Raw genomic sequence first — 15,849 nt, forward strand, 5'->3', positions numbered from 1 at the left:
TCTTGTCATGGAGAATGCAATTCTGAAGCGGGTGCGGACGGTGCCGGTATGAAGCCCGGCGACCAGTTCCACCTCGGTATCGTCACCGCCGAGTTCGAGACGACGATGGACGCGCTGTCCGCGGTATTCGGCCACGAGTGGGGTCCGGAGATCGGTGAGCCGATCGCCGTGACGCTGCCGTCCGGCGAGGCCGTGCTCAACCTGAGATGCGCCTTCTCGACGACCGTGCCGCGACTCGAGCTCGTCCGGAGCATCCCGGGGACCATGTGGGAACCGGCTCCCGGCGGCGTCCACCACATCGGCTTCTGGTCGGAGGACGTGGCCGCGGACTCGGCCGAGCTCGCGAGCAACGGCTACGTGCTCGAGGCGAGCAGGACCGGGCCCGACGGCAAGCCGTTCTTCACCTTTCAGCGCAGCACGACGGGGTTCCGCGTCGAGCTGGTCAGCACGGCCGCGCGGGCGGGACTGGAACGGTGCTGGGCGACCCCCGCCCGGCAGGCGACGGAAGGGAACCGCCAATGACGACCGTGGGCATCGCGACCGGAGCGGGGCGCGGCATGGGGCTGGCGTGCGCGCGGAGGCTCGGCCCCCTGGTGGACCACCTGGTGCTGGTCGACCGGGACGAGGCGGCCGTGTCCGCGGCCGCGAAGGAGCTCTCGGGCGCGGGGCCGGTGGCCGAGCCCTTCGTTCTCGACGTCACCGACGCCGAGGGCCTCGCCCGTCTGGCCGCGCGTGTGGGGGAGCTCGGCACGCTGCGCGCCGTCGCGCACGCCGCGGGCATCTCACCGACGATGGCCGACTGGCGGCGCATCCTCACGGTGGACCTGGTCGGGACGGCACTGCTGGCCGAGGCGCTCCGCCCGCTCGCCACCGCCGGCACCGCGATGGTGCACTTCGCCTCGATGGCGCCGCTGCTGTCTCCGGACGAACCGGACCCCGCGGCGCTGGAGGTCCTCGACGATCCGCTCGGCGAGGACTTCGCCGATCGCCTCCGCGCAGCCGTCGGGCCGTCCATCGAGGACCCGGGGCTGGCCTACTCCTGGGCGAAGCGCGGCGTGCACCGCTTCGTCCGGAAGGAGGCCGTGCGGCTGGGGCCGGTCGGCGCGCGGGTGTGCTCGGTCTCGCCCGGTCTCATCGACACCCCGCAGGGCAGGCAGGAGGCGGAGAAGCACACCAGCATGCAGATGCTCCTCCAGCGCACGCCGCTGGCGCGCGAGGGGCGGCCGGAGGAGGTCGCCGCCGTCGTCGGCTTCGCGCTCTCCGACGACGCGAGCTTCCTCAACGGCATCGACCTCCTCGTGGACGGCGGGGTCATGGCCGCGATCAACGGCTGACCGCGCGCGAACACAACAGAGCCGACATCAGGACGGTGCAGATGAACGAACAAGACGAGGTACGCACCCCGGCGGAGCTGTTCGACCTCACGGGCAAGGTCGCGCTCGTCACGGGCGGGAGCCGGGGGCTGGGCCGCGCGATCGTGCTCGGCTACGCCGCCGCCGGCGCGGACGTGGTGATCGCCAGCCGCAAGTTCGACGCCTGCGCGGCCGTGGCGAAGGAGGTCGAGGCGCTCGGCCGGAAGGCGCTCCCGGTCGCGTGCCATGTGGGGCGCTGGGACGAGCTCGACGCGCTGGCCGAGCGCGCCTACGAGCACTTCGGCAAGGTCGACGTGCTGGTCAACAACGCGGGCATGTCCCCGCTGGCGCCGTCGTCGGCGGAGACGAGCGAGGAGCTGTTCGACAAGGTCGTCGGCGTCAACTTCAAGGGCCCGTTCCGGCTGTCGGCGGTGGTCGCCGAGCGGATGGCGGCGGGGGACGGCGGCTCGGTCATCAGCGTTTCGAGCACCGGCGCGCTGCGGCCGTCGCCGAACTTCGGCCCGTACGCCGGGTCCAAGGCCGCGCTCAACGCGATCAGCGTCGCCTTCGCGCAGGAGTTCGCGCCCAAGGTGCGCTTCAACGTGATCTCGCCGGGCGGGTTCTACACCGACGTCTCCAAGGCGTGGGCCGTCCCGGGCAAGGACGAGCCCGGCATGCTCCTGCGGCGTTTCGGCTACGCCCGCGAGATCGTCACCGCGGCGCTGTACTACGCCAGCGGCGCCTCGTCGTACACGACGGGCTCGCTGCTCCGCGTCGACGGTCTCGGCCCGGTCTGACCAGTGGGAGGTGGACGATGCTCGTGCGCACCGAACGCCGGGACGCCGTCACGATCGTGACGCTCAACCGGCCCGAGCGGCGCAACGCCGTCACGATCGAGCTGTGCGAGGAGCTGTACCGCACGCTGGTGAACGTGGCCGCGAGCGATGCCCGCGTCGTGGTGCTGCGCGGCGCGGGCGAGCACTTCTCGGTCGGCGCGGACCTGGGCGGCGACTGGGAGTCGGATCCGGCGACGCTCGAACGGCTCGGGCCGGTCTACCACGCCGCCACGCTCCTGCACACCATGCCGCAGGTGACCATCGCGGCCGTCCACGGCGGATGCGCCGGTGCCGCGATGGGGTGGGCGTGCGCCTGCGACTTCCGGTTCGCGGCGGCCGGCGCCCGTTTCAACACCGGGTTCCTCCAGGTCGGGGTCTCCGGTGACATGGGGCTGGCGTGGTCGCTGATCCGGCTGGTCGGCGGCGCGCGGGCGCGCGAGCTGCTGTTCTTCCCGGAGAAGCTCGGCGCCGAGGAGGCGTTGCGCCACGACCTCGTCACCCGCGTGTTCGAGCCGGACGTGCTGCACGAGGAAGTGCTGGCACTCGCGGGCCGGCTGGTCGCCCACCACCCGTTCCCGCTGCGGATGATGAAGGCGAACGTGCTGTCCGCGGAGACGAGCGCGATCGCCGACTACGTGGAGATCGAGTCGGCGCGGCACCTGCACGTGACCGCCGGCCCGTCGGCCCGCGAGGGGTTCGCGGCCCGCCGCTCCGATGCGCGGTGACGCCCTCCGTTCTCAACGTATAGCGGACCCGGGGGCTTGCGGCAAGACCCGGGTCATGCCGCAGAATCGTCGGCCTGGGCCGGGGGCCGGGTGCTGCGAGGCTGCGGAAACGGGGGATGCGAAGTGCGGGTGCTGCTGTCGACGTACGGGTCGCGCGGGGATGTGGAACCGCTGGCGGGGCTCGCGGTGCGGTTGCGGGCGCTGGGCGCGGAGGTGCGGCTGTGCGCGCCGCCGGACGAGGAGTTCGCGGAGCGGCTGGCCGGTGTCGGCGTGCCGCTGGTGCCGGTCGGCCCGTCGGCGCGCGCGCTGACCACCGCGGCGGCGCCGCCGACGCCGGCGGGCCTGCCCCGGCGCGCGGCCGAGCTGATCGCCGGCCAGTTCGAGAGGATCACCGCGGCGGCCGAGGGCTGCGACGTGCTGGTCGCGACCGGGATAACGCCGGCCGCGGCCGGCGCGCGGTCGGTGGCCGAGAAGCTGGGCATCCGCTCGGTGTCCGTGACCTTCCAGCAGCTCACCCTGCCGTCGCCGCACCGTGCGCCGCTGGCCTATCCGGGCCGGCCGTTCCCGCCGGAGGTGACCGACAACCGGGTGCTGTGGGACCTGGACGCCCAGAGCATCAACGCGCTGTTCGGCGAGGCGCTCAACAGCAACCGCGCGTCGCTCGGCCTGCCCCCGGTGGACGACGTCCGGGACTACGTCATCGGCGACCGGCCGTGGCTGGCGACGGACCCCGTCCTGGACCCGTGGCGGCCGACGCCGGACCTGGATGTCGTACAGACCGGCGCGTGGATCCTTCCCGACGTCCGCCCGCTGTCGGCCGAGCTGGAGGCATTCCTGGACGCCGGCGCACCGCCCGTGTACGTGGGCTTCGGCAGCACGCCCATGCGCGAGGCGAAGGACCTCTCCCAGGTGGTCGTCCAGGCGGTCCGGGCGCAGGGCCGCCGCGTGCTCGCCGGGCGCGGCTGGGCCGAACTGGGCTTGATCGATGACCGGGACGACTGCTTCGCCGTAGACGAGGTCAACCAGCAGGCACTGTTCGGCCGGGTGGCCGCCGTCGTGCACCACGGGGGCGCGGGCACCACGACCACGGCCGCCCGGGCCGGCGCGCCCCAGGTGGTGGTGCCGCAATCGGCGGACCAGCCGTACTGGGCCGGCCGGGTGGCCGATCTGGGCATCGGCACGGCCCATGACGGTCCGGCTCCCACCTTTGAGTCCCTGTCGGCCGCGCTCAAGACGGCCCTGGCCCCCGAGACCCGCGCACGAGCGATCGCCCTGGCCGGCACGATCAGCACCGACGGGGCGGCGGCGGCCGCGAAGCTGCTGGTGGACGCGATCAGCAGGGACAAGCCGCCCGTGTCCACGTGAGCCGCTGACCGGGCGGCGCCGCGTACCCTGGAATCCAGGTTCGCGCAGGTCGGGGGGGCAAGTGTGGGACCGTTGGTCGACTATGCGGCGTTGTTCGCGGCGACGCCCAGCCCGTATCTGGTGCTGGGGCCCGATCTGGTGATCGTGGACGTGAACCGGGCGTATCTGGAGGCGACCGGGCGGACCCGGGAGGATCTGGTCGGGCAGCACATCTTCCAGGCGTTCCCCGACAACCCGGCCGACCCCGAGGCCGACGGGGTCCGGAACCTCGGCGCCTCCCTGCACAGGGTCCTGGCCACGGGGAAGCAGGACACCATCGCGTTGCAGAAGTACGACATCCCGGTGGCGGGCGAGCCGGGCCGGTTCGAGGAGCGCTGGTGGTCGCCGGTGAACACCCCGGTGGCCGGGCCGGACGGGCGGGTGACGTGGATCATCCACCGGGTCGAGGACGTCACCGCCTATGTCAGGGCCTTCCAGAGCGCCCATCCCCGGGCGGCCCCTCCGGAGAACGCGCAGGCGCTGGAAGCCGAGCTGTACGCGCGGGCGCGGGAGCTGCAGCGGCTGAACGAGGAGCTGCGCCAGGCCCACACCCGTGAACGCGAGGTCGCCCTCACCCTGCAGGAGGCTATGCTGCAGACCCCTGACCTGGTCCATCACGCCGATGTGGCGGTGCGGTACCTGCCGGCCGCCGCGTCGCTGAACGTGTGCGGCGACTGGTACGACGTCGCGGACATCGCGCCCGACCGCCTCGCCCTGGCGGTCGGTGACGTCGTCGGGCACGGCCTGGAGGCCGCCGCCGTCATGGGGATGCTCCGCAGCGCCCTGAACGCCGCCGTCCGAGCCCTGGAGCGCCCGGCCCAGGCCCTGGAGGTCCTGGGGTTGTACGCGCGGTCGGTGGAGGGAGCGCTGGGCACCACCGCCGTCAAGGTCATCGTCGACACCCGAAGCCGGTTGCTCAGCTACAGCAGCGCCGGTCACCCGCCGCCCGTCCTGGCCCACCCCGACGGCGGTTTCGACCTGCTGGACCAGGCCACCGACCCGCCGCTGGGCGCCCGCCCGCTGCACGTCCTCCGCCCCCAGGCCAGCATCCACTACCAGGCCGGCGACACCCTCGTGCTCTACACCGACGGGCTCATCGAACGCCGCGGCGAGGACATCGACACCGGCCTGCGGCGCCTGACCGACGCCCTCACCGACTGCGCCCGCCTGGGCACCGAGCAGGCCGCCGACGCCCTGCTGGCCCGCCTCGGCGTCGCCGGCGGCGGCGCCGACGACATCGCCCTGATCATCACCCGCCTCTGATCACGATGGTCCCCGCGTCGGGCCCGCTGTGGTGGAATGCGGGTGGTCGGTCTGGTGGGGTGTGGTGATCTTGCGGATCTTTGGCCGGCGCCGTCCGGTGCCGGCCCGTGCGGCGGCCCCGCCTGATCAGGGCCGTGAGCGGGCCGAGAACCTGGCCGTACTGGAAGCGCGTCAGCGGGTCGAGGACTGGCGGCGGATGGCCGGGCAGGACGCCTCGTCCCTTCCCGGCCTGGGCACGGCCCTGAACGATCTGGGCCTCAGGCTGGCGGACGCCAGAGACGAAAGCGCGGCGCTGGCACCGACCCGGGAGTCGGCCGACATCTTCCGGCGCCTGGCCGGGCAGGACCCTGCCGAGTTCCGGCTCTTCCTGGCGCTCGCCCTGAACAACCTCGGGATCCGCCTGTCGAGGACCGGCAGCGAGCGGGCCGCGCTGGAACCGGCCCGCGAAGCGGTGGCCATCATGCGGGACCTCGCCGAGGAGGAGCCCGCGCCCCACCTTCCCCGGCTGGCCAATGTGCTGAACGGGCTCGGCACCCGTCTGGTGGAGGCCGGGGACGACCGTGCCGGTGTCGAGACCATCGGTGAGGCCGTCGGCATCCAGCGGCGGCTGGCGGACGAGGACCCCGCCGCGCACCTCCCCAAGCTGGCCCTGATGCTGAACCGCCACGGCGTCCACCTCGGCCAAGCCGGGGACGGCGACGCAGCGCTCGCGGCCGTCGGCGAGGCGGTGGAAACCTGGCGCCGGTTGGCCGAGGCCGATGCGGCGGCCCACCTGCCCAACCTGGTCATGGGGCTGATCAATCTCGGGACGCAGCTGTCCCACGCCGGAGACACGGCGGCCGCGGTGGAGGCCGTCCAGGAAGCGATCGACCACTGCCGGAATCTGCCTTTCCCGGCCCCTTACCGCACCGACCTCGCCGTCGCCCTGAACGGGCTGGGGAACTTCCTCGCGGAGACCGGAGACCGGGAAGGCGCGGTGAACGCCGCCACCGAATCGGTGAGCATCCTGCGCGATCTCGCGGGCGACGATCCCGACGTCCACCTGCCGCTTCTCGCTGTCTCCGTCCAGAACCTCGGCAAGCGGCTGGCGGAGATCGGACAGCCCGAGCAGGCGCTGCGGTCGGCCCGTGAGGCGGTCGACATCAGGCGGCGGGCGGCCGAGTCCGGGAGGGCCGAGCACCTTTCCGGCCTCGCCCGTTCCCTCTGCTCCGCCGCGTCGATCGGCGACGCCCACGGGATCGACCTCGACGCCTCACTGAAGGCGGTGGACGAGGCCATCCTGATCTACCGAGCGCAGGCGGCATCCGGCGACGACCTGGCCGAAGCCGAACGGATCCGCGCCGGCCTCGTCCAGCGGACCGAGGTCTGACCGGGCAGGCGGGCGCGTGGGCGATGAGTTCGGGCGGCGGAGCGGGTCTGCCCTGACATGACTCGAATCATCGCGGACATCTCGATCTCCCTCGACGGCTTCGTCACCGGGCCCGGCCCCGGCCCGGACAGCGGTCTGGGCACCGGCGGCGAGGCCCTGCACACCTGGGCGTTCTCCGACGACCCCGGCGACCGCCGGGTCCTGCGCGAGGGGACCGCCCGCTCGGGCGCCGTCGTCCTCGGCCGCCGCCTCTTCGACGTGGTCGACGGGCCGGGCGGCTGGAACGACGACACCGGCTACGGCGCCGGCGAGGTCGGCAGGCCCGCGTTCGTCGTCGTGACGAGCTCGCCGCCGCCGTCGGTGCGGCTCACCGAGCTCGACTGGACGTTCGTCACCACCGGCCTGCCCGACGCCGTCGCCACCGCGCGCGAGCGCGCCGAGGCGGCGTCGGCGGACCGCGGCGAGGACCTCGACGTCGTCCTCATGGGCGGCGGCGCCACGATCGGCTCGGCGCTCGCGGCCGGGCTGGTCGACGTGCTGTCGCTGCACCTCGCGCCCGTCGTGCTGGGCGCCGGGACGCCGCTGTTCACCGGCGGAACGCCGCGCACGCTGGTACAGCGGAGCGTGGTCCCGACCTCGACCGCGACGCACCTGACCTACGACGTCGTGGCGTGACCTCTGGCCTTAAACCTCTAGAGGTATGAGACTGGGGGTGCCGAGCGTGCGGTCGGCTCCCGTTACCGGTCAGGAGGCCGAAGTGGTGGAGGGCGGGTTCTGGGGTCTGCTGGAGGAAGCCGTGCGGTGTCGTCCCGACGCGGTGGTCCTGGCGGACGATCATGGTCGTTCGCTGACGGTGGCCGCTCTCGCCGGTGAGGCGGAGCGGGTGGCGGCGGGTCTGCGCGCTCTGGGTGTCGGCCGGGGTGACGTGGTGTCCTGGCAGGTGCCGACGACGCTGGAGGCGGCGGTGCTGATGGCGGCGTGCGCCCGGCTGGGCGCGGTGCAGAATCCGATCATTCCGGTGTTCCGCGAGCGGGAGGTCGGGTTCATCGTGCGGCAGGTGCGGGCTCGCCTGGTCGTGGTGCCCGAGACCTGGCGCGGGTTCGGTCACGGCGAGATGGCCCGGTCCCTGGGGCCTGAGGTGCTCGTCCTGGATCTGGACGGTCCGCCCGGTGCGGCGCTGCGGCTGCCGGGCGGGGACCCTGGTGATCTTCCCGGGCCGCCGGCGGGCTCCGGTGAGTGCCGGTGGATCTACTACTCGTCGGGGACGACGGCCGATCCCAAGGGCGTCCGGCATACCGACGCCTCGGTGATCGCCTCGTCCAACGGCCCGGTCGACGGTCTCGGCCTCGGCCCCGGCGACGTGTATCCGATCGCGTGGCCGCTGGCCCACATCGGTGGTGTGTCGATGCTGGCGTCCGCGCTGCGGACCGGGTGCAGGCTCGTGCTGTTCGACGCCTTCGACCCGGCGGTGACGCCGGAGCGGATGGCGGCCCACCGGCCCACGATCCTGGGGTCGGCGACGCCGTTCTTCCAGGCGTACGTGGCCGCGCAGCGCCGCCACGGCGGGCGGCCGCTGTTCCCGGCGTTGCGCGCCTGCGTCGGTGGCGGCGCGGCGACCCCCGAACCGGTCAATCGCGAGGTCGCCCAGGTGCTGGGGGTGGCGGGCGTGGCCGGGTCCTGGGGATTGACGGAGTTTCCGGTGGCCACCAGTGAGAGACCGTCCGATCCGGGGGTCGGGTCGGGTGTCGGGCGGCCGATGGACGGGGTGCGGGTGCGGGTGGTCGGCGGCGAGCTGCGCCTCAAGGGGCCGCAGTGCTTCCTGGGGTATGTGGACGCCGCGCTGGACGCGGAGGTGTTCGACGATGAGGGGTGGGTGCGCACCGGCGACGTCGGATCCGTCGACGACGAGGGCCGGGTGCGGGTCGAGGGCCGGATCAAGGACGTGATCATCCGCAACGCGGAGAACATCTCGGCGGGGGAGGTGGAGGGGGTCCTGCTGGGGTGTCCGGGGGTCGCGGACGTGGCGGTCGTGGGGGAGCCGCACGAGCGGACCGGCGAGCGGGTGTGCGCCGTGGTCGTCGCCGCCCCTGGCCACCAGGTCACCCTTTCCGGGCTGGTCGAGCACTGCCGGGAGCAGGGGCTGGCCCGTTTCAAGTGCCCCGAACGGCTGGAGGTCGTCGACGAGCTCCCGCGGTCGCCGATGGGCAAGGTCCTCAAACGCGCGCTCCTCACCTGACCCGGCGGTGGTGCGCGGCGGGCGGTGCTGCGATCATGCTCGGGTGCTGGAGGCCGGATATGAGAGCGCGCCGCTGGTCGACGGGACGCCGTTCCTGGACGAGCCGCTCTTCTGGCCCGCCTACCTGGCATCGGCCAAGGCGTTGGGCGGCCGGCGCACCATCGATGAGGTCTTCGGCGTGGACCGGAGCCTGCGGGGCCGGGGCTCGGCTGGCCCGAACTGGCCGGTGCGGCGGTCGCCTCCGCGCTGGTGGCGGCGGGTGGGTGGCGGGGGCTCACCGCCGAGCGACGGCGGCTGGTTTCGGCGGCCCTGCGGCCGCGCTGATCACGGCTGGGCTCGCACGGCCACGATGCGCCAGCCGAGCGGCCCGTGTGCGGTGGCCGGGGTGAGCGGGCATAACCCTCGCATCGCTGGAGGGGGGAGCCATGCGGGCGGGCGAGCGCCATGGATCGGACGCGCTGATCCGTGCGCTGCGCGACCAGGGGGTGGACGACCCGCGCGTGCTCGACGCGTTCCGGCGGACGCCGCGCGAAGGGTTCGTCCCCGCGTCGCATCGCGCCGAGGCGTACGAGGACATCCCCTTGCCGATCCCGCACGGCCAGGTGACCTCGCAGCCCTCGCTCATCGCGCAGATGGTCGCCGCGCTGGGGCTCACCGGCCGCGAACGGGTCCTGGAGATCGGCACCGGGCTCGGCTTCCAGACCGCCCTGCTCGGACGGCTCGCCCGCGAGGTGTGGTCCGTCGAGCGGTACGCCGACCTCGCCGCCCGGTCGCGCGCCAATCTCGCGGCGGCCGGTGTCCCGAACGCGACCGTGATCGTGGGCGACGGGACGCGCGGGCTCGCCGGACACGCCCCCTACGACGGCGTCGTCGTCTCCGCCGCGGCCCCGGAGGTGCCGGCCCCGCTCGCCGGGCAGCTCGCCGCGGGGGGACGCCTGGTCCAGCCCATCGGCACCGGCGGCGCCGAGCGGGTCATCGCTTTCACCGAGCGGGGCGGACGGCTGCTGAAAGGGGAACTGGTGACGTTCGCGCGTTTCGTTCCCCTGGTCGGAAGGCACGGGCTCTCCGAATGACCGGGAATTCGATCATCTGAACGATCACCGGGCCCGTTCCGGGGCGGAAAAGGTCGCCGCCGTATTCTCCCCGATGCGTGGAAAAAACCACGTAGCCGGATGTGGACGACCGGAAAAGAGCTCCGCGGGTGACGGCCGGACTACCCTCCAGCGAGGGGATGTTCTCTTCTACGGGGGAGCAACGGGTGGAATGGTTCTTGGCCGTCATTCTCGGCCCGGTGATCAGTGGCCTCGCCGGCCGGATTCCGGATCTCATCGGATTCGAGCTGCGCAATCGGGGGGTCGTCGGCGCGGCGGAGGAAGAGCGGCGGCTGATCGAGATCGCGGAGCGGCGGGACGCGGCCGCGCGCGAGATCCAGGCGCGCGAGGAACACGAACGCAGAATGCTGCTGGAGCGGTATCGCCATCGCGGCGAGCACTATCCGCTCGGGGTCATCGGCCGGCTGGCGGAGAAGATCTCCGACGGCCGCCCGGCCGTGCTGGTCGCACCGGTCTCCTGGCACGGCCTGCCCGCCGGGCGGCTGCCCGGGCTGATCCACGAGGCGTTGCGGGAGGTCGCCGGATTCTCCCGCTACGCCGAGCTGCACACGGGGGCGTTCGTCGGCGACCGGACGATCCGCGGTTCGGTGGGGGCGGCGGAGATCAGCGCGCTGGAGTTCCCGGCGCATCCGGCGATCGTCGTCTGGTTCGAGGCGGACGGCAGCGACATCAGCGCCTTCGCCCATCTGGGCTCGCTGTTCCCCGCCGTCGACGGGGCCGCGGGCTTCCCGATCCGGATCGCCCGGTTCGGCACGGGGCCGGGCAGGCCCACCCGGCCGGACGGCGGATCGCTCCCGACCTGGCAGCACATCGATCTCTCCGAAGCGGGCCAGCCCGCCGAGAAGGTCATCGCCGCGGCCGTGGCCTGGTTCGTCCTGACCTGCCTGGAGTACCACTGGCAGCTGCGCGGCTTCGCCGGCGCCGACCTGCGCGGCTCGGTGCTGGCCGGCCGCGCTCCGGCGGACGCTCCGGCGGACCCGCCGGCAGGGGACGCGGAACCCGGGACGGGCGGCGACGTGTTCGGCTGCCGGCTGGAGATGGAGCTGCGGGAACTGGAACGGCGCGGCTTCGACCACGAGACGGCCGAGTTCGGCGACACCAGGGTCGCGCTGATCGTGTCCGACCAGGACCTCGAACTCGCGTTCGTCCTGGCCCCCGACTACCCGCTCAGCCCGCCGATGGTGTTCCACGTGGCCGGCGCGCTCCGCGAGCGGATGGAGATCGACGCCGCCGACTGGTCGGCCGAACGCACCCTGCTGGAGATCGCGGAGGGCTTCCGGTGAACGATCACTACCTGGTCCGGATCTTCGAGTCCGAGCTGCGCGTCATCGCCGACGAGACCTTCGACCACGAGCGGATCGAGACCGGAGGCAGCCTGTTCGGCCTGTTCAGCCATGGCGGCGGGCCGACGGTCTTCCTGGCGACCCGGCCGTCGGAGCGCGCCGTGCGCGGTTCGTCCACGCTGGAGCTCGACCCGGACGTGACCTGGGAGCTCGAACGGCTGTCGTGGGAGGAGTTCGGCGTCCAGTGCCTCGGCATGTGGCATTCCCACCACTGGTTCGACCTGCACGAGCCCAGCAGCGGCGACCGCGAGCGGACGCGCCGGTACGCGCAGAAGCACCAGCGTCCGCAGTACACCGAGATCCTCGCCAACTTCGTCGGTCCGGAGAAGCGCTCGCGCGTGTTCCGGGGCGATGGCGAGGAGACCAAGGTCAAGCTGACGCCCTTCTTCTACATGGACGCGCGCAACCTCACCCGGGCCGAGGCGTCCCTGAAGGTGCTGCCCGGCGAGAGCCCGCTGCGCCGCGCGCTGAGCAGGGTGGAGCTGGACGGTTCGGTCGCCGGCTCGCTGCGTCCCGCCGCGCTCAGGCCGCGCGTCCGTTACGTGCTGGCGAGCTCGGACGCGTCCGCCGCAGGGTCCTCGTGGTGGCGGGGGCTGGCCGATCGGCTCCCGCACTTCGGCGATTCCGACAAGCGCGCCGCCCTGGAGACCCGCGCCGATCCCGGCGCGGCCGACGACACCGCGACGGACGCGCCCGAACGGGACGAGCCCGAGCGCAGCGAGGCGGCGGGGAGGGAGCCCGAACGCACCGAGGTCGCGACGAGAAAGCCGTCGGGTGAACAAGCGCCCGCCGACGCCGCTCCGGCCCGGCCGGCCAAGGAGGAGAAGGCCGAGAAGGCGGGTGAACGAGGGGCGGACGCGACGCCGGCCGACCCGCGTCGCGACGAGCGGGGTGGGCCGCGGCTGAGCCCCGTCCCCGATCTCGCCGACTACGTCAGGGACCACATCCAGCCGCTGCTGCAGGTGCTGGAGGGCCGGTACGAGGCCGAGCTGCAGCCGATCAAGCACCACCGGATCGCGTTGATCGTCCGTGTCCACGGCCGCCGCAGCCGCCTGCACTTCTACACCGCGTGGGACGGCGAGCGCCCGCTCGTCCTCGCCTGCAGGCTCTTCTACTCCGAGCACGAGTTCGAGGAATGGCGGCCGAGCGACGAGGAGGAAAGGTACGGCCTTCCGAACACGCTGGCCTGGGGACTCCGACTCCTGGACCGGGCGCCGTGATCGTCCGTCGGACAGGCACGCTGCAAAGGACATCAGGATGAGCTGGAATCGCCATCAGATCGTGCGGCTGTCACAGGAACGCGACGTTCTGCGCAGGGAGTTCCCGCTCTTCGGCTTCTTCGACCCGAGGGGCTCCACGTACGTCGCGGGCAACTGGACGACGAACCTGGGCAACGACTACACGTTGCGCGTCAACATTCCGGCGGGTTATCCGGACGAATGCCCGAGCACCTACATCGTGCGGCCCAGCCCCCTGCTCGGCTGGAAGGGCCGCCGGACGATGGAGTCGCACGGGTCGAGTCATGAGATGCACACCTGGAGGACCGACCATCCCGGCTGGGTGAAGATCTGCACGTACCGGCCCGACCTGTGGTCCGCCGACCATTCGATCGTGAAGATAATCCGCAAGGGCATGCTCTGGCTGGTGGCCTACGAGTGCCATTTGCAGGACGGCAGCCCGCTGAACCGATTCCTGATGGACTGAGGCTGGAGGAGCCGCATGGCCGGCGACACGCACAACGACATCCGGGCTTTTCTGGAACAGGCCGCCTCCGGCGAGATGCCGCCCGGCCAGCGCATGGTCTTCAACCCGGCGACCGGGAAGTTCGAGGTCCGCTCGGCCGGGGAGCGTCCCGGTGACCACGTTCCCCAGGTGGACGCCGAGGACATGAAGGCGTTCGCGCATGGCTGAGACGGTGCGCCATCTGGTGTTCACACCGGCCGCGCTGGCGGTGGTCGCGCAGGGGAACGCGGGGCCGCGGTTCCGCGTGCGGCTGCGCGACCAGGGAGATCTGGGGGTGGTGGACGGCGCGCCGGGCGACGACCTGGTCGTGCTGCCCGCCGACTCCGGAACCGGTGAACCGGGACCGGACGAGGCGGGGTTGCTGGCGGTGTGCCGGGTCGAAGACGGCGGGCTGACCTGCCGGAGCCCGTCCGGCGAGCCGATCGGCACCACGCTGGTGCCCGCGGGGGCGGACGCCTTCGACCGGGTGCGCGGCATCTTCGAGACCGATGTGCTGCGCGACAAGGGCGTGGCCGTGCTGGGGCTCGGGTCCGGCGGCAGCTTCATCGTCCGCGAGCTCGCCAAGGCGGGCGTGGGGCGGTTCCTGCTGCTGGACCACGACCGCCTGGAGGTCGGCAACATCTCCCGCCACGAGTGCGGGCTCGACGACGTGGGGCGGCTGAAGGTGAACGCGCTGCGCGACCTCGTGCGGCGGCACCACTCGGCCGCCCGGATCGTGACCAGCGACCTGCGTGTCAGCGGTGAGACCTGGTCCGAACTGCGCGAGCTGGTCCGGGCGCTGCCCGCCGACGTGGTGATCTGCGCGACCGACAACCGGGAGAGCCGGCTGCTGATCAACCGGCTGTGCCTGGAGGAGGACGTCCCGCTGGTGCTCGGCGGCGTGTTCCGCCGGGCGTACGGGGGCGTCGTGCAGCGGGTCGTCCCCGGCCTGACCGCGTGCTACCAGTGCTTCGTGTCGGCGCTGCCGGAGCAGGCGGGCGACAACGAGATCAGCAGCGGTGACGAGGCGGCGCGGGTCTCCTACACCGACCGGACGGTGCAGCCGCAGCCCGGCCTGTCCACCGACATCCTGCCGATCGCCCTGCACATGGCGAAGCTGGCGCTGGTGGAGCTGCTGGACGGCGAGTCCCCGGCCTTCGCCTCGCTGAGCGCCGACCTGGTCGCCCCCGTCCACCAGTGGATCAACCGGCGGGAGCTCGCCCACGCCGGGCTGGAGCCGATGGGGGTGGGGGTGGACCGGCTGAGCGTCCTGCGCTGGTACGGCGTGCTGCTCCAGCGCCTTCCGGACTGCCGGGCCTGCTCGCGGCAGCACGCCGAGATCCAGGACGAGTTCTTCGGCGCGCCCTCCTGACCGCCCGAGTTCCCGCAGACCCGCACCGCATGGCGATATTTCCGGTAATGCCGATTTCTTGGGCAACAGGATTCCGGTGGGCTTGTGATCGTTTACCCCGGGCCCCGTAGCGTGGAAGCGCGCGGGCGGGACCGGCGCGAGCCGAAGGGGGCGACGCCCGGCGCGAAGGGGAGATCGGCATGCCGGAGATCACGTCGTTCGAGCCCGGCGCGCCGGTCGGGGTGGAGCTGTCCAGCCCGAACGTCGAAGCGTCCAAGCGGTTCTACCGGGGGCTGTTCGGCTGGGGCTCCTACATCATCGCCGACCGGCGCCTGGGCGACCACACGCTGTTCACCCACGACGCGTCCAGCGCGCTGGACGTCGCCGGGCTGGTGGCCCTGGCCGACGACTCCAGCGCCCCCTTCTGGACCTGCTTCTTCGGCCTCGACGACCTGGTCGCGGCCATGGCGGCCACGCGGGAGGCGGGCGGCTACGTCCATCTCGAACCGACGCCCGTCGTGAACATGGGCCGCATGGTGCTCGCCGACGACGACCAGGGCGCGGGAATCGGTTTCTGGCAGGCCTACACCCACCCCGGCGCCGGGATGCTCGGCGACCCGAACTCGATGTGCTGGATGGAGCTGGTGTGCCGGGACGTCGCCGCGGCCGGCCGCTTCTACGGCCGCGTGCTGGGCTGGAACGAGCCGGTCGAGTTCGAGGGCGTCACCGGCTCGCCGTCGTACCTGTGGAGGAAGGACGGAAGGTCCGTCGCCAGCGTGGTCCGCACCGACCTGCCCGACGGCGTTCCGGCCCAGTGGATCCCCTATTTCGCCGTCGCCGACTGCGACGCCACCGCCGCCGAGGCCGTGCGGCAGGGCGGATCCGTGACGGGGCCGTGCACCGAGACGTCGCACGGCCGCTACGTCCGGCTCCAGGACCCCACCGCCGCGCCCCTGGTCATCATCCAGCGCCACCCCGATCAGCACTCGGTCATCGGCTGGACGGCGGAGTCCTAGCCGGGACCGGGCGCGTCGACCACGCCCCAGTGCCCTCCGGGGAGATCACGGCCAGGCTGGGGCCCGTCCTCGCGCTCGCCGACGCGGTGCGGGCGCATCCCCTTTACCCCTTCGCGCACC

General features: G+C 72.7%; 16 protein-coding genes. All 16 read left to right on the forward strand.

Features of this window, described 5'->3' with window-relative positions; all coding sequences use genetic code 11:
• The first annotated feature begins 48 nt into the window (after nt 1-48).
• The 16 genes from ACFPZN_RS11755 to ACFPZN_RS11830 all read left to right on the forward strand — a co-directional run bounded on the left by ACFPZN_RS11755 (nt 49) and on the right by ACFPZN_RS11830 (nt 15,729).
• On the forward strand, nt 49-522 hold the full coding sequence (locus ACFPZN_RS11755; RefSeq protein ID WP_378281907.1) for a VOC family protein: 474 nt from the start codon (nt 49-51) through the stop codon (nt 520-522).
• On the forward strand, nt 519-1,334 hold the full coding sequence (locus ACFPZN_RS11760; RefSeq protein ID WP_378281908.1) for an SDR family oxidoreductase: 816 nt from the start codon (nt 519-521) through the stop codon (nt 1,332-1,334). Before ACFPZN_RS11755 ends, ACFPZN_RS11760 begins: the two co-directional genes overlap by 4 nt.
• Before the next feature lie 41 nt (nt 1,335-1,375).
• Nucleotides 1,376-2,149, forward strand: a complete 774-nt coding sequence (locus tag ACFPZN_RS11765) for an SDR family NAD(P)-dependent oxidoreductase (RefSeq protein ID WP_378281909.1) — start codon at nt 1,376-1,378, stop codon at nt 2,147-2,149.
• A 17-nt stretch (nt 2,150-2,166) separates the two neighbouring features.
• Entirely contained in the window at nt 2,167-2,913 is a 747-nt protein-coding gene (locus ACFPZN_RS11770; protein ID WP_378281910.1) for an enoyl-CoA hydratase/isomerase family protein, read from the forward strand.
• 123 nt (nt 2,914-3,036) lie between these two features.
• A complete protein-coding gene (locus ACFPZN_RS11775; protein WP_378281911.1) occupies nt 3,037-4,278 on the forward strand; it encodes a glycosyltransferase in 1,242 nt (413 codons plus the stop codon).
• Nucleotides 4,279-4,350: 72 nt separating this feature from the next.
• Nucleotides 4,351-5,580: a PP2C family protein-serine/threonine phosphatase gene (locus tag ACFPZN_RS11780; protein ID WP_378281912.1), complete on the forward strand. Its 1,230-nt coding sequence runs from the start codon at nt 4,351-4,353 to the stop codon at nt 5,578-5,580.
• 70 nt (nt 5,581-5,650) lie between these two features.
• A complete protein-coding gene (locus tag ACFPZN_RS11785) occupies nt 5,651-6,949 on the forward strand; it encodes a tetratricopeptide repeat protein (RefSeq protein ID WP_378281913.1) in 1,299 nt (432 codons plus the stop codon).
• A gap of 57 nt (nt 6,950-7,006) precedes the next feature.
• Nucleotides 7,007-7,624 carry a dihydrofolate reductase family protein gene (locus ACFPZN_RS11790; RefSeq protein ID WP_378281914.1) on the forward strand — a complete coding sequence of 206 codons (618 nt, stop codon included), beginning with the start codon at nt 7,007-7,009 and terminating at the stop codon, nt 7,622-7,624.
• A 25-nt stretch (nt 7,625-7,649) separates the two neighbouring features.
• Entirely contained in the window at nt 7,650-9,185 is a 1,536-nt protein-coding gene (locus tag ACFPZN_RS11795) for a class I adenylate-forming enzyme family protein (RefSeq protein WP_378281915.1), read from the forward strand.
• Nucleotides 9,186-9,610: 425 nt separating this feature from the next.
• Nucleotides 9,611-10,258 (forward strand): protein-L-isoaspartate(D-aspartate) O-methyltransferase, encoded by a 648-nt coding sequence (locus ACFPZN_RS11800; RefSeq protein WP_378281916.1) that lies wholly within the window; start codon nt 9,611-9,613, stop codon nt 10,256-10,258.
• A gap of 185 nt (nt 10,259-10,443) precedes the next feature.
• A complete protein-coding gene (locus ACFPZN_RS11805) occupies nt 10,444-11,580 on the forward strand; it encodes a hypothetical protein (protein ID WP_378281917.1) in 1,137 nt (378 codons plus the stop codon).
• Nucleotides 11,577-12,860, forward strand: coding sequence for a hypothetical protein (locus tag ACFPZN_RS11810; protein ID WP_378281918.1), 1,284 nt, complete (start codon nt 11,577-11,579; stop codon nt 12,858-12,860). The genes ACFPZN_RS11805 and ACFPZN_RS11810 overlap by 4 nt, the downstream gene beginning before the upstream one ends.
• A gap of 37 nt (nt 12,861-12,897) precedes the next feature.
• The gene (locus ACFPZN_RS11815; protein ID WP_378281919.1) at nt 12,898-13,344 is read left to right on the forward strand and encodes a hypothetical protein; all 447 of its coding nucleotides are present in this window, start codon (nt 12,898-12,900) and stop codon (nt 13,342-13,344) included.
• Nucleotides 13,345-13,359: 15 nt separating this feature from the next.
• Nucleotides 13,360-13,551 (forward strand): hypothetical protein, encoded by a 192-nt coding sequence (locus tag ACFPZN_RS11820; RefSeq protein WP_378281920.1) that lies wholly within the window; start codon nt 13,360-13,362, stop codon nt 13,549-13,551.
• Nucleotides 13,544-14,734 (forward strand): HesA/MoeB/ThiF family protein, encoded by a 1,191-nt coding sequence (locus ACFPZN_RS11825; protein WP_378281921.1) that lies wholly within the window; start codon nt 13,544-13,546, stop codon nt 14,732-14,734. The genes ACFPZN_RS11820 and ACFPZN_RS11825 overlap by 8 nt, the downstream gene beginning before the upstream one ends.
• A 179-nt stretch (nt 14,735-14,913) precedes the next feature.
• Nucleotides 14,914-15,729 (forward strand): VOC family protein, encoded by an 816-nt coding sequence (locus tag ACFPZN_RS11830; RefSeq protein ID WP_378281922.1) that lies wholly within the window; start codon nt 14,914-14,916, stop codon nt 15,727-15,729.
• Nucleotides 15,730-15,849: the final 120 nt, after the last annotated feature.

The sequence above is a fragment of the Actinomadura rugatobispora genome, assembly GCF_042656285.1.
Classification (GTDB): domain Bacteria; phylum Actinomycetota; class Actinomycetes; order Streptosporangiales; family Streptosporangiaceae; genus Spirillospora; species Spirillospora rugatobispora.

Excerpts from the sequence above, each read along its gene's own strand:
- ACFPZN_RS11800 (WP_378281916.1), top strand. The coding sequence starts at position 9,611 with ATGCGGGCGGGCGAGCGCCATGGATCGGACGCGCTGATCCGTGCGCTG.
- ACFPZN_RS11825 (WP_378281921.1), top strand. The coding sequence starts at position 13,544 with ATGGCTGAGACGGTGCGCCATCTGGTGTTCACACCGGCCGCGCTGGCG.
- ACFPZN_RS11830 (WP_378281922.1), top strand. The coding sequence starts at position 14,914 with ATGCCGGAGATCACGTCGTTCGAGCCCGGCGCGCCGGTCGGGGTGGAG.
- ACFPZN_RS11770 (WP_378281910.1), top strand. The coding sequence starts at position 2,167 with ATGCTCGTGCGCACCGAACGCCGGGACGCCGTCACGATCGTGACGCTC.
- ACFPZN_RS11755 (WP_378281907.1), top strand. The coding sequence starts at position 49 with ATGAAGCCCGGCGACCAGTTCCACCTCGGTATCGTCACCGCCGAGTTC.
- ACFPZN_RS11790 (WP_378281914.1), top strand. The coding sequence starts at position 7,007 with ATGACTCGAATCATCGCGGACATCTCGATCTCCCTCGACGGCTTCGTC.
- ACFPZN_RS11815 (WP_378281919.1), top strand. The coding sequence starts at position 12,898 with ATGAGCTGGAATCGCCATCAGATCGTGCGGCTGTCACAGGAACGCGAC.
- ACFPZN_RS11795 (WP_378281915.1), top strand. The coding sequence starts at position 7,650 with ATGAGACTGGGGGTGCCGAGCGTGCGGTCGGCTCCCGTTACCGGTCAG.
- ACFPZN_RS11820 (WP_378281920.1), top strand. The coding sequence starts at position 13,360 with ATGGCCGGCGACACGCACAACGACATCCGGGCTTTTCTGGAACAGGCC.
- ACFPZN_RS11765 (WP_378281909.1), top strand. The coding sequence starts at position 1,376 with ATGAACGAACAAGACGAGGTACGCACCCCGGCGGAGCTGTTCGACCTC.
- ACFPZN_RS11760 (WP_378281908.1), top strand. The coding sequence starts at position 519 with ATGACGACCGTGGGCATCGCGACCGGAGCGGGGCGCGGCATGGGGCTG.